This is a genomic window from Bradyrhizobium sp. F1.4.3 (genome assembly GCF_040548375.1).
GTDB lineage: Bacteria > Pseudomonadota > Alphaproteobacteria > Rhizobiales > Xanthobacteraceae > Bradyrhizobium.
In genome coordinates, this window is sequence record NZ_JBEPRN010000020.1 from 65,220 (window position 1) to 78,597 (window position 13,378).

Genomic DNA, 13,378 nt, shown 5'->3' on the forward strand with positions numbered 1-13,378 from the left:
GTGAGGCGGCTGAGGACTAAGGAGAAGCTTACGCCGCCCTGATATTCGCCATGAACCGGTCCAGCTCGGCGCGCAGCCGGGTGCTTTCGGACGACAGGGTCTTGGCCGAATTCAGCACCTCTTCCGAAGCCGAGCCGGTCTCGGCGGCGCCGCGGTTGACCTGGCCGATGTCGGTGGCGGCGGTCTGGGTGCCCTGGGCGACGGTCTGAACGCTGCGCGCGATCTCTTGCGTCGCGGCGCCCTGCTGCTCCACTGCGCTGGCGATCGACGTCGAGATCGACGAGATCTGGCCGATGGTCGCCCCAATTTCCTTGATTGCAGCGACGGACTCGGCGGTCGCGCCCTGCATGCCCGTGATGTGCGACGAAATCTCATCCGTCGCCTTGGCGGTCTGGCTCGCCAGCGACTTCACTTCGCTCGCGACCACCGCAAAACCGCGGCCGGCCTCGCCGGCGCGCGCCGCCTCGATGGTGGCATTGAGCGCCAACAGATTGGTCTGCTCCGCAATTGCCGTGATCAGCTTGACGACTTCGCCGATCTGCTGGGCGGCATGCGACAGCTTGCCGATCCGGCCGTCCGTTTCCTTGGCCTGCACGACTGCGGCTTCAGCGATACGGCTGGAGTCGCGGACCTGGCGGCCGATCTCCTCGACCGAGGCCGATAGCTCTTCTGTCGCGGTGGCGACCGACTGCATGTTGCTCGAGGCCTGCTCGGAGACGCCGGCAACCTGGCTCGACAGGCTCTGGGTGGTCTCGGCGGTACGGGTCAACGTGGAGGCAGCCGATTCGAGCTGCACGGCGGACGCCGACACGTTGGACACGATGGCGCCCACGGCAGTCTCAAAGTCGTCAGCAAAACGGATCAGCTCGCCGCGGCGGCTTGCGGCCTGCTCCTTGTTCTGGGCTTCGCTCGCGGCAGCATCGCGCGCGGCCTTGGCCACGGCCTGAACCTTGAATTCCTCGACAGCACCGGCCATCTCGCCGATCTCATCCCTGCGGCCGAGGCCCGGCAGCACGACGTCGAAATTACCCGAGGCGAGCTCGCGCATCGCCTTGCACATCGCGATCATCGGACGCGAGATGCCATTGCCGAGCATCAGCGCCAGCACGGCGCCGACGGCAAGGCCACCCAGCGCCAGCACCAGCATCAGCCGCTCGATCTCCCCGATGGTCGCATTGGCGCTCGTCTCGATGCGCTGCTGATCGGCGGTCAGGTCCGACCGCAGCTCGCCCGAAAGCTTGAGGATGGACGCGGCCGTCTTGGTCATCTCGCCGTTCGACTTGACGATGATCTTCACGTTGTCGGACAGTTTTACAAACGACCCGCGGTACTGCTTCAGCAGATTGCCGATCTCGGTGACGCGGTCGGTGATCTTCTGGTCGTTGGCATAGATCGAGACCAGCAGGGTCTCCAGAAACTTGATGCGGGCGATCACGCCGTCGGCGGTCTTCGGCTCCGGCTTGGCGACGAAGGCGCTGACCGAGGTGGAGACCGCAAGATATTGCGAGGTGATGTCCTTGGCCGTGGTCTGCACCGATGCGAGCCCGGCGAGCGCCGCGGTATCGGCGAGATCGTCGAATTTGAAGCGAATCTTGTTGCCGACGCTGTTCAGCTCATCGGCCGCGATCTTGTTGTTCTCGCGCGTCAGCGTGATGATCTCGCCGAATACCTTTGTGAAGCGCTGAAAATCAGCCTCGAGCTTGCCGATCTGCTCGCGGCGTGCCGCGCCGGTCGTGGCCGCCATCGACTTGGCGATCGCCGCCTTCAGACGCTCTTCGGCCGCCTTGGCGGCGGTCTCGTCGTCCGCGACACCGGTCAGTGCATAGGCACGCGTCAACCCCTGATAGCTGATCAATTCGCGATCGACGGTTCGTGCCAAATCGGCTTCCGCCACACTGGCCCGGTAGGAGGCGACGGCGCCCGCGATCCGCTCGAAACCGAAATAGGCGAACGCCATGCTGACGGCGAGGATGGCCAGCACCGCCACGAAGCCAAGGATGATTTTTGCACGAAAACGCAGGGTGAGCAGCTTCGATGTGTTCGGCTTGGACTTGACGGACATTCCTCAACCCATTCCATTCGCGGAAAACCAGGCGCAGCCGGAAGCAGCCCGCTCCCCGACTCGTCTGCACGGTAAAGGGCAAAGGATAAGCCGCGGTAAATTTGTAGCGTCGCAACTTGCGGTTAGGTGACGCGGGGGATTGGGGCGCGGCCTCTCTCCATCGTCGTCCCGGCCTTCGCCGGCCTTCGCCGGGACGACACCGGAATATGGGGCAACGGCTGAGCATCTAACGCGCAGCGAACTTACGCCGCCCTGATATTCGCCATGAAGCGGTCGAGCTCGGCGCGCAGCCGGGTGCTTTCGGACGAGAGGGTCTTGGCCGAATTCAGCACCTCTTCCGAAGCCGAGCCGGTCTCGGCGGCGCCGCGGTTGACCTGGCCGATGTCGGTGGCGGCGGTCTGGGTGCCCTGGGCGACGGTCTGAACGCTGCGCGCGATCTCCTGCGTCGCGGCGCCCTGCTGCTCCACCGCGCTGGCGATCGACGTCGAGATCGACGAGATCTGGCCGATGGTCGCCCCGATCTCCTTGATTGCAGCGACGGACTCGGCGGTCGCGCCCTGCATGCCCGTAATGTGCGACGAGATCTCATCCGTCGCCTTGGCGGTCTGGCTCGCCAGCGACTTCACTTCGCTCGCGACCACCGCAAAACCGCGGCCGGCTTCGCCGGCGCGCGCCGCCTCGATGGTGGCATTCAGCGCCAACAGATTGGTCTGCTCGGCAATCGCCGTGATCAGCTTGACGACCTCGCCGATCTGCTGGGCGGCATGCGACAGCTTGCCGATCCGGCCGTCGGTCTCCTTGGCCTGCACCACCGCGGCTTCCGCGATACGGCTGGAGTCGCGGACCTGGCGGCCGATCTCCTCGACGGAAGCTGATAGCTCTTCTGTCGCGGTGGCGACCGACTGCATGTTGCTCGAGGCCTGCTCGGACACGCCGGCGACCTGGCTCGACAGGCTCTGCGTGGTCTCGGCGGTACGGGTCAACGTGGACGCGGCCGATTCGAGCTGCACGGCGGACGCCGACACGTTGGACACGATGGCGCCCACGGCAGTCTCAAAGTCGTCAGCAAAACGGATCAGCTCGCCGCGGCGGCTTGCGGCCTGCTCCTTGTTCTGGGCTTCGCTCGCGGCAGCATCGCGCGCGGCCTTGGCCACAGCCTGAACCTTGAACTCCTCGACCGCGCCGGCCATCTCGCCGACCTCGTCCTTGCGGCCGAGGCCCGGCAGCACGACGTCGAAATTACCCGAGGCTAGCTCGCGCATCGCTTTGCACATCGCGATCATCGGCCGCGAGATGCCGGTGCCAAGCAGGAAGGCAAGGACCGCGCCGAGCAGTGTGCCGCCGATGGCGAGCATCAGAATGAGCTGTTCGGTCTTCCCGATGGTGGCTTCGGATTCCAAATCCAGCCGCTGCTGCTCGGAGACAAGGTCCGCCTTCATGGCGGTGGCGCCCTGGAGGATCGCGCCCGCCGAACCGCTCATCTCGGTGACGAGATCGTCGACCATCTTGGCGTTGGCGATCAGCTTCTCCAATGCCTCACGATAGGCCCCGAGCAGCGCCTTGGCGTCCTTCAGCCCGGCGACGATCTTGTCATCCATCGAGTAGACCGCACCGAGCGAGTTCTCGACGAATTTCAGCCGCGCCAGCGCGCTGGTGGCAATCGTCTGGTCGGATGTCAGCACGAAATTTGTCGCCGCTGCGCTTGCGGTCTGGAACTGGGCATAGACCTGCTTGGTGCCGAACTCGATCGCCTGGGCCTCCGAATCCGAAGCATTGTTGCCGATGTCGTCGAGCTTGTACTTCAGGAGGTTGGCGTTCCGCGTGAGCTGGTTCTGCACGAGCAGCGCGCTGTCGCGCTTGGCCTGGAGGACCTTTGCAAAGGTCGCAGCGAAGTTCGAAAACTCCTTGGCGAGCTTGTTGAGGCCCTCCTGCCGTGCCGGCGTCTTGGCGCCCTTGACGGCCTGGTCGATGGCGTTCTTCAGGCTGGCCTCGGAATCCTGTGCCGCCTTGGCGTCGTCTTCCTTGCCGGTAACGACGAAATATTTCACGGCCGAGCGGTAGGCGAGCAGCTCACGGTCGATATTGCGGGCGAGGTCGGCCTCCGAAACGCTAGAGCGGTAGGACCCGACGCCGGACGAGACCCGCTCGAAGCCGAAATAGGCAAAGGCCATGCTGCCGGCGGAGATCACCAGCACTGCGGCGAAGCCGAGGATGATCTTGGCTCGGAACCTGAGGGTCGGAAATATGGTGCGCTTAGACGGCGACAAGGTACGCCCGGACATTCCAACCCCCATTTTCTATTCAGCCGCGATCCGGAGGCGCCCCGCCCCCAGACCCGGATGCGCAAAACTAGGGCAGAATGAATAAAGGGCGGTAAATTCGTCACGCCCGCGCAATCCCAGGCTTTATCGGCCAAAGGCCGACTGGACAGGACCTGGGCGACCAAAATCCTAGTTGCCAAGTCCGGGGACCGCGGTCTCTAATTAGAAACAATCAAAATCAATCCCGGGAGGTATGTTCCGTGTCTACAGTCAAACTGACGGTGAACGGCAGGGCCGTTGCTGTCGACGTCGAGGACCGCACGCTGCTGGTCCATCTCTTGCGCGACAACCTCAACCTCACCGGAACCCATGTCGGCTGCGACACCAGCCAGTGCGGCGCCTGCGTCGTGCACATGGACGGCAAGGCGGTGAAGTCCTGCACCATGCTGGCGGCCCAGGCCGACGGCGCCAACGTCACCACCATCGAAGGCATCGCCAAGGGCGACGAACTGCACCCGATGCAGGCCGCCTTCCGCGACAATCACGGCCTCCAGTGCGGCTATTGCACGCCGGGCATGATCATGTCGGCGATCGACATTGTGCACCGCCATGGTGGCCAGCTCGACGAGCCCACCGTCCGCCACGAGCTCGAAGGCAATATCTGCCGCTGCACCGGCTACCACAACATCGTCAAAGCCGTGCTGGATGCAGCCGGACGCATGAAGGTTTCGCAGGCGGCCGAGTAAAGCGGCACGCCTCGAACGACAAAGACCACCACTGCGGCTTTCGATGGAAAGCGCAGAACAAAAATTTCCGGTCGGGAGGACCAGACAATGGGTGTTGAAGGCATCGGCGCGCGTGTGGTGCGCAAGGAAGACAAGCGTTTCATTACCGGCAAGGGCCGCTACGTCGACGACATCAAATTGCAGGGCATGACCCATGCCCATTTCATCAGAAGCCCGCACGCGCACGCCAAGGTGAAGGGGATCGACTCCTCCGCCGCACTGAAGATGCCGGGCGTGGTCGCTGTGCTCACGGGGCAGCAGATCGTCGACGACAAGGTCGGCAACCTCATCTGCGGCTGGGCCATCACCTCCAAGGACGGCAGCCCGATGAAGATGGGCGCATGGCCGGCGATGGCGCCGGAGACGGTGCGCTTCGTCGGCCAGGCCGTCGCTGTCGTGATCGCCGACAGCAAGAATCTGGCGCGCGACGCGGCGGAAGCCGTGGTCGTTGATTATGAAGAGCTGCCGGCGGTCGCCGACGTTCACGCCGCGATCAAGGCCGGCGCGCCGCAGCTTCATCCCGAAGCGGCAGGCAATCAGGTCTATGACTGGGTGATCGGCGACGAGGGCGCGACGGATGCTGCCTTCTCGAAGGCCGCCAATGTCGTGAAGCTCGACGTCACCAACAACCGCCTCGCCCCGAACGCGATGGAGCCGCGCGCGGCGATTGCCGATTACGACGAAGCGGAAGAGCATTTCACGCTCTATACGACGTCGCAGAATCCGCACGTCGCCCGCCTCGTGCTGTCGGCGTTCTACAACATAGCCCCCGAGCACAAGCTGCGCGTAATCGCGCCCGACGTGGGCGGCGGCTTCGGCTCCAAGATCTTCATCTATCCCGAGGAGATGGTGGCGCTGTGGGCCTCGAAGAAGGTCGGCCGCCCGGTGAAATGGACCGGCGACCGCACCGAGGCCTTCCTCACCGACGCACATGGCCGCGACCATGTCACCCATGCCGAGATGGCGTTCGACGCCAGCAACAAGATCACCGGGTTGAAGGTGAAGACCTACGCCAATTTCGGCGCCTACATGTCGCTGTTCTCGTCGTCGGTGCCGACCTATCTCTACGCGACGCTGCTGTCAGGCCAGTACAACATCCCGGCGATCCATGCCGAGGTGATCGGCGTCTACACCAACACCACGCCGGTCGACGCCTATCGCGGCGCGGGCCGCCCCGAGGCGAGCTACCTGATCGAACGGCTGATGGAGACGGCGGCGCGGCAGCTCAAGGTCGATCCGGCAGCGCTGCGCAGGACCAACTTCATCACAGAATTCCCGCACCAGACGCCCGTGATCATGGCTTATGACACCGGCGACTTTAATGCCTCGCTCGACGCCGCGATGAAGGCGATCGACTACGCCGGCTTCGCCGGGCGCAAGGCCAAGGCGAAGGCCGACGGCAAGCTGCGCGGCATCGGCGTGTCCTGCTACATCGAAGCCTGCGGCATCGCGCCGTCGAAGGCCGTCGGCAGCCTGGGCGCCGGCGTCGGCCTTTGGGAATCCGCCGAGGTCCGCGTCAACCCGGTCGGCACCATCGAGATCCTGACGGGCTCGCACAGCCACGGCCAGGGCCACGAGACCACGTTCTGCCAGCTCGTCGCGGAGCGCCTCGGCGTTCCCATCAGCCAGGTCTCGATCGTCCACGGCGACACCGACAAGGTGCAGTTCGGCATGGGCACCTATGGCTCGCGTTCCGCGGCCGTCGGCCTCACCGCGATCCTGAAGGCGATGGAGAAGATGGAGTCCAAGGCCAAGAAGATCGCTGCGCATGCACTCGAAGCGTCGGAAGGCGACATCGTCATCGAGAACGGCGAGTTCAAGGTGGCCGGCACCGACAAGGCGATCGCCTTCCCGATGGTCGCGCTCGCGGCCTACACCGCGCACAACCTGCCTGACGGGATGGAGCCCGGCCTGAAGGAGAGCGCCTTCTACGACCCGACCAACTTCACCTTCCCGGCCGGGGCCTATATCTGCGAGCTCGAGGTCGATCCCGGCACCGGCAAGACCTCCTTCGTCAACTTCGTCGCGGCCGACGATTTCGGCCGCCTGATCAACCCGATGATCGTCGAGGGCCAGGTCCATGGCGGCCTCGCCCAGGGCATTGGGCAGGCACTGCTCGAGCACGCCATCTACGATGCCAACGGCCAGCCGGTCACGGCTTCGTTCATGGACTACTCCATGCCGCGCGCCGACGATCTGCCGTCGTTCAACCTCTCCCACACCACGACGCTGTGCCCGGGCAATCCGCTCGGCATCAAGGGTTGCGGTGAGGCCGGCGCGATCGGCGCCTCCGCGGCCGTGATCAACGCGATCACGGATGCGATCGGCAAGAACAATCTGGAAATGCCCGCAACCCCGGATCGGGTGTGGCGCACGATCCACGCGGCCTGAGAGGAGAAACGAAGATGTACCAGACCATTTATCATCGTGCCTCCTCAGTCGACGAGGCCGCCAGCCTGTTCGCCAAAGGCACCGAGGCAAAATTCCTGGCCGGTGGCCAGACGCTGCTGCCTGTGATGAAGCAGCGGCTCGCCAGCCCCTCGGATGTGATCGATCTCGGCAAGATCAAGGAGCTGATCGGCGTCGAAGCGTCCGGCGATACGCTGACCATCAAGGCCGCCACGCCGCACTACGACGTGGCGACCAGCGATGCCGCGAAGAAGGCGATCCCCGCGCTTGCCTATCTGGCGTCGCTGATCGGCGATCCCGCCGTACGCTATCGCGGCACCATCGGCGGCTCGATCGCGAACAACGATCCGGCCGCGGATTATCCAGCCGCACTGCTCGCGCTCGGTGCCACCGTGAAGACCAACAAGCGCTCGATCTCGGCGGAGGATTTCTTCCAGGGCCTGTTCACCACAGCACTCGAGGACGGCGAGATCGTCACCGCCGTCTCGTTCCCGGTTCCGGCGAAAGCGGGCTACGCAAAATTCCCGCATCCCGCCTCGCGCTTTGCGCTGACCGGCGTGTTCGTGGCGCAGACGAAGTCGGGCGAGATCCGCGTTGCCGCCACGGGCGCCTCGCAGAGCGGCGTGATGCGGGTGCCCGCGATCGAAGCCGCGCTGAAGGCGAACTGGTCGCCGGCAGCGATCGACAGCGTCAGCATTTCGGCGAGCAATCTGCTTGCCGATATCCACGGCACAGCGGAGTACCGCGCGAACTTGATCAAGGTTATGGCGCAGCGCGCGGCGGCCGCCGCAAGCTGACGATCGCGCTTAGCGCCTCAACACAAATCTTTCGCGGCGCGCAGCAATGCGCGCCGCTTTTATTATGCGCCCATGCGTGAAAAGCGCTTGCCTCCTTGGCATGAAGGCGAGAAAAGTTAATCGGTCAATTAACTCGCCCCGTAGAGGAATGTCTGAGGCGATCGCCGGACCATCGGTAATCCGCCCGCGACCCGAGGAAATAACAACGTGCTCGATAAACCAGCCCAAGAAAAATCAGAAGGCTCCTCCGTCCGCACCTCCGGCCCGCTCGCAGGGTTTCGAATCGTGGAATTCGCCGGCATCGGACCCGGCCCGTTCGCCTGCATGATGCTGGCCGACATGGGTGCCGACGTCGTCACGCTCGACCGCGTCGGCGCCAAGAAGAGCATGAAGTCGGTGGCCGGCCGCGGCCGCAAGGTGATCGAGCTCGACCTCAAGGACAAGGCGGCGATCGCGGAGGTGCTCGACCTGCTTGCGAATGCGGATGCCCTGGTCGAAGGCTTCCGCCCCGGCGTGATGGAGCGGCTCGGTCTCGGCCCCGACGTGGTGCTCGCGCGCAACCCAAAACTCGTCTACGGCCGCATGACCGGCTGGGGCCAGGAAGGCCCGCTCGCGAACGCCGCCGGCCACGACATCAACTACATCTCCATCACCGGCGCGCTCGCCGCGATCGGCACCAGGGAAGCGCCGGTCCCGCCGCTCAATCTGGTCGGCGATTTCGGCGGCGGTGCCCTCTATCTGGTCGTCGGCGTGCTCGCCGCCCTGCTAGAGGCGCAAAAATCCGGCAAGGGCCAGGTCGTCGACACCGCGATGTGCGACGGCGCGGCCTCGCTGATGTCGTTCTTCTTCGACATGACCACGATCGGCCGCTGGACCGAAGGCCGCGTGCAGAATTTTCTCGACGGCGGTGCGCATTTCTACGGCGTCTATGAATGCGCCTGCGGCCATTTCGTCTCGATCGGCTCGATCGAGCCGCAGTTCTACGCGCTGCTGCGCGAGCACGCCGGCCTGACCGACGCCGATTTCGACGCGCAGATGGACCGCAAGGCCTGGCCCGCGCTGAAAGCGAAGCTGCAAGCGGTGTTCAAGAGCAAGACGCGCGAGGACTGGTGCAAGATCATGGAAGGCACCGACATCTGCTTCGCGCCGGTGCTGACCATGTCGGAAGCGACCGAGCATCCGCACATGGTCGCGCGCAACGTCTTCCTCGAACGCCATGGCGTGAAACAACCCGCACCGGCGCCGCGGTTCTCGCGCACGCCATCCGCGGTGCGTGAGCCGGAGGGAGCGGAGATCGGGGCGGTGACGAGCGCGTGGAAGCGATAATCTCCGCTACCGCGCCAAACTCCGTTGTCGTCCCGGCGAAGGCCGGGACCCATGACCACAGGACATCGTGGCTACGGGGACTCGGAGTTACCGCTGTCGTGCGACCACCACTCCCTAGGGGTATGGGTCCCGGCCTTCGCCGGGACGACAGTTGTATTTGACGCTGCAGTTTGGACGACGGAGATTATTTACGCCGCATCCACCTTCAGCACCCCACGCCGGATTTGATCCTCCTCGATCGACTCGAACAGGGCCTTGAAATTGCCCTCGCCAAAGCCGTCGTCGCCTTTGCGCTGGATGAACTCGAAGAAGATCGGGCCGATCGCGTTGGCCGAGAATATCTGAAGAAGCACCTTGGTCTGGCCGCCGTCGACCACGCCTTCGCCGTCGATCAGGATGCCGTTGGTCTTGAGCCGCGCGATGTCCTCGCCGTGCTTGGGCAGGCGCGCGTCGATCCGCTCGAAATAGGTCTCCGGCGGCGCGGGCATGAACGGCAGGCCGGCTTCGCGCAGGCCTTCGATGGTCTGGTGGATGTCGCAACAGCCGCAGGCGATGTGCTGGATGCCTTCGCCGCGATAGATCTTCAGATATTCCTCGATCTGGCCGGAATCGCCGGCGTCCTCGTTGATCGGAATCCTGATCTTGCCGTCCGGGCTGGTCAGCGCGCGCGAGAACAGGCCCGATGCACGGCCCTCGATGTCGAAGAAGCGGATCTGGCGGAAATTGAACAGCTTTTCGTAGAATCCGGTCCAGACATCCATACGACCGCGATGGACGTTGTGGGTGAGGTGGTCGAGATAGAACAGGCCGGCACCATCGGGCCGCGAATCTCGCGCGCCGAGCCATTCGAACTCGGCATGATAGGCCGAGCCCTTGGCGCCGTAGCGGTCGACGAAATAGAGCAGGCTGCCGCCGATGCCCTTGATCGCGGGTACATCCAGCGTCTTCTGCACGGATGACACATCGGCCGGCGCGGCACCGAGCGCGATCGCCCGCTCATAGGCCGCGTTTGCATCGACCACGCGGAACGCCATCGACGGCGCGCAGGGGCCGTGCGCGGCGACGAAATCGAAGCCATGGGTACCGGGTTCCTCGTTGACGAGATAGTTGATGTCGCCCTGGCGGTAGACGGTGATTGTCTTGGTCTTGTGGCGCGCGACGGGCGCATAGCCCATCAGCTTGAACAGCGTGTGCAGCTCTTCCGGATTGGGATGCGCATATTCGACGAACTCGAACCCGTCGGTGCCCATCGGATTGTCGGCGGTGATGGTGGCCGGCGGTGCATCGTGCGGAAACGGACCCATGGTGCTCTCCCAAATTGCTGCTGCCCTGAACTATCCTTCATCGGGAGCGCAAGGAGCGTGCAAATGGGACGTGGTTTCGCTATCCTGCGCACGGTTTGTGCATAAAATGGACAAATGGCGCATGATTTCGGTTGATGCCTTCGACCTCAAGATATTGGGCGCGCTCCAGGACGACGGCCGCCTCACCAACCAGGAGCTCGCCGAGCTCGCGGGGCTGTCGGCCTCGCAATGCTCGCGGCGGCGGATGCGGCTGGAGGAGGAGAAGGTGATCGCCGGCTATCACGCCGATCTTTCCAGCGAGGCGCTCGGCTTCGGCGTAATCGCCTTCATCCAGGTGACGCTCGCCACTCACTCGCCAGACAATTCCAAGCGCTTCCGCACGCTCGTGAATCGCATCGACGAGATCCAGGAGGCCTATTCGCTCACGGGCGACGCCGACTACGTGCTGAAGGCCGTACTGCGCGACCTGAAGGGGCTCTCCAACCTCGTCAATGACGTGCTGATGCCGCACCAGAGCGTGGCGCATGTGCGCTCCTCGATCGTGCTTGACAGGCTGAAGGAGAGCACGCGGCTGCCGCTGAAGGAGCTCAAGCCTGGCGGAAATTGAGGGAAATGCGGCATTCGCGCCGCGCGCGCGATCTGCAATGATCCCCGTCAATCCGGGAGATTCAGCCATGGCCCTCCAGCTTCGACCCAACTGCGAATATTGCGACCGCGACCTGCCGCCAAATGCAACGGATGCGCGGATCTGCTCCTATGAATGCACGTTCTGCGCGGACTGCGTCGAGACGAAACTCTCCAACGTCTGTCCGAACTGCGGCGGCGGATTCGCGCCGCGTCCGATCAGGCCAACGCAGGAATGGCGACCGGGCCTGTGCACGGCGAAGCAAGCGCCGTCCGACAAACGGGTGCATTTGAAGTACAGCCTGGAGGATGTCGCCGCGCATTGTGCAGGGATACGCGACGTGCCGCCGGAGAAGCGATGATCTGTAGACGACCGCAATCGCGGAGAAGAATGGTGGGCACGCCGCTTTGCGCCTTTGCCCATCCTACGAAGTCTGAGTGTGCCGCGCCTTACTCCGCCGCCAGAATCGTCCCTTCGACCTCGCCGAACCCGACGCGATAGCCGTCGCCCTGGCACCATCCGCGCATCGCGAGACTATCGCCGTCTTCGAGGAAGGTACGCTTGGCGCCGCCGGGCAGTTCGACTGGCTCGGTGCCGTTCCAGCTGATCTCCAGCAGGCTGCCGCGCTGGTTCTTCTCCGGACCGGAGATGGTGCCGCTGCCCAAGAGATCGCCGACATTCATCGCACAGCCGCTGGAGGCATGGTGCATGAGCTGCTGCACCGACGACCAGTACATGTATTTGAAATTGGTGCGGCTGATGCTGCCGGGTGCATTGGCGCCGGCGGCGTGCAGGGAGACGTCGAGCTCGAGATCGTAGTTCTGCGGTCGGCTTTGCTTCAGATAGTCCAGCGGCGCCGGCTCCTGCTCCGGCCCCTTCAGCCGGAACGGCTCCAGCGCTTCACGCGTCACCACCCACGGGCTGATCGAGGTCGCGAACGCTTTTGCCAGGAACGGGCCAAGCGGCACATACTCCCATTGCTGGATATCTCGCGCGCTCCAGTCGTTGAGCAGCACGAAGCCGAAGATCATCTCCTCGGCCTGTTGCTCCGTCAGCATGCCGCCCATCGGGGAAGATTGGCCGACCACGACGCCGATCTCCAGCTCGAAGTCGAGCCGCTTACATGGCGCAAAGTTCGGCACCTCGACACTCGGCGGCTTCAACTGCCCGCGCGGACGCTTCACCTTGGTACCTGACACCACGACGGTGGACGCACGGCCATTATAAGCGATTGGCATATGCAGCCAGTTCGGCTGCAGCGCATTGTCCTTGCCGCGGAACATCACGCCGACATTGGTGGCGTGCTCTTTCGACGAATAGAAATCGGTATAGCCGGAGACCGCGAACGGCAGATGCAGCCGCGCCTCGCGCATCAGCACCAACGCCTGCTTCCGCAGCTCTTCATTGTCGCGCAACTCGGGATGATCGTGGCGCAAGAGCTCGCTGATCCGCGCCCGCGTCTTCACCCAGACCTTCGGCCCCAGCGCCATGAAGGGATTGAGCGACGGCGACGAGAACACGCCGAGCGGGCCGACATCGAGGCGAGAGTCCTGTTCGAGCTCCCAGAGATCGAGCACGTAACTCCCGATCGCGACGCCGACGCGCAGCGTCGGATTGGCCGCGGTCGAGAACACGCCATAAGGCAGGTTCTGGATCGGGAAGTCGGAGGCGGGATCGACGTCGATGAAGGAGCGGAGGCTGGGGTCGTTGGGGTGGGGCATTTGTTTCCTGCGGAATGTTTTTTGACATTTCTCCGCCGTCATTCCGGGGCGCGCGGAGCGCGAGCCCGGAATCCATACTCACGATCGT

General features: G+C 64.2%; 10 protein-coding genes. 6 read left to right on the top strand and 4 right to left on the bottom strand.

From position 1 onward, the window contains the following. Window positions 1–28: 28 nt before the first annotated feature. Together ABIB73_RS32705 and ABIB73_RS32710 are read right to left on the bottom strand one after the other, a co-directional pair. Entirely contained in the window at window positions 29–2,062 is a 2,034-nt protein-coding gene (locus tag ABIB73_RS32705) for a methyl-accepting chemotaxis protein (protein ID WP_354230902.1), read from the bottom strand. A 242-nt stretch (window positions 2,063–2,304) separates the two neighbouring features. Then, window positions 2,305–4,344, bottom strand: coding sequence for a methyl-accepting chemotaxis protein (locus tag ABIB73_RS32710; RefSeq protein ID WP_354230904.1), 2,040 nt, complete (start codon window positions 4,342–4,344; stop codon window positions 2,305–2,307). Window positions 4,345–4,583: 239 nt separating this feature from the next. Here ABIB73_RS32710 and ABIB73_RS32715 point away from each other — a divergent pair, with 239 nt between their 5' ends. The 4 genes from ABIB73_RS32715 (at window position 4,584) to ABIB73_RS32730 (ending at window position 9,640) form a co-directional block, all read left to right on the top strand. Continuing rightward, the gene (locus tag ABIB73_RS32715) at window positions 4,584–5,069 is read left to right on the top strand and encodes a (2Fe-2S)-binding protein (protein ID WP_354230906.1); all 486 of its coding nucleotides are present in this window, start codon (window positions 4,584–4,586) and stop codon (window positions 5,067–5,069) included. Window positions 5,070–5,156: 87 nt separating this feature from the next. Continuing rightward, complete coding sequence (locus ABIB73_RS32720; protein WP_354230908.1) at window positions 5,157–7,499, top strand: xanthine dehydrogenase family protein molybdopterin-binding subunit; 2,343 nt, start codon at window positions 5,157–5,159, stop codon at window positions 7,497–7,499. Window positions 7,500–7,513: 14 nt separating this feature from the next. Further along, entirely contained in the window at window positions 7,514–8,314 is an 801-nt protein-coding gene (locus ABIB73_RS32725; protein ID WP_354230910.1) for an FAD binding domain-containing protein, read from the top strand. Window positions 8,315–8,521: 207 nt separating this feature from the next. Further along, a complete protein-coding gene (locus ABIB73_RS32730) occupies window positions 8,522–9,640 on the top strand; it encodes a CaiB/BaiF CoA transferase family protein (RefSeq protein WP_354230912.1) in 1,119 nt (372 codons plus the stop codon). 188 nt (window positions 9,641–9,828) lie between these two features. Here ABIB73_RS32730 and hppD read toward each other — a convergent pair whose 3' ends face one another. Then, entirely contained in the window at window positions 9,829–10,944 is a 1,116-nt protein-coding gene (gene hppD / locus ABIB73_RS32735) for a 4-hydroxyphenylpyruvate dioxygenase (protein ID WP_354230914.1), read from the bottom strand. Between the two features lie 121 nt (window positions 10,945–11,065). Here hppD and ABIB73_RS32740 point away from each other — a divergent pair, with 121 nt between their 5' ends. After that, window positions 11,066–11,551 carry an Lrp/AsnC family transcriptional regulator gene (locus ABIB73_RS32740; protein WP_354230916.1) on the top strand — a complete coding sequence of 162 codons (486 nt, stop codon included), beginning with the start codon at window positions 11,066–11,068 and terminating at the stop codon, window positions 11,549–11,551. 67 nt (window positions 11,552–11,618) lie between these two features. Beyond that, entirely contained in the window at window positions 11,619–11,930 is a 312-nt protein-coding gene (locus ABIB73_RS32745) for a DUF1272 domain-containing protein (RefSeq protein ID WP_354230918.1), read from the top strand. Between the two features lie 88 nt (window positions 11,931–12,018). Here the strand turns inward: ABIB73_RS32745 and fahA are convergent, their stop codons facing one another. Further along, window positions 12,019–13,290 (bottom strand): fumarylacetoacetase, encoded by a 1,272-nt coding sequence (gene fahA, locus ABIB73_RS32750; RefSeq protein ID WP_354230920.1) that lies wholly within the window; start codon window positions 13,288–13,290, stop codon window positions 12,019–12,021. Between the last annotated feature and the right edge of the window lie 88 nt (window positions 13,291–13,378).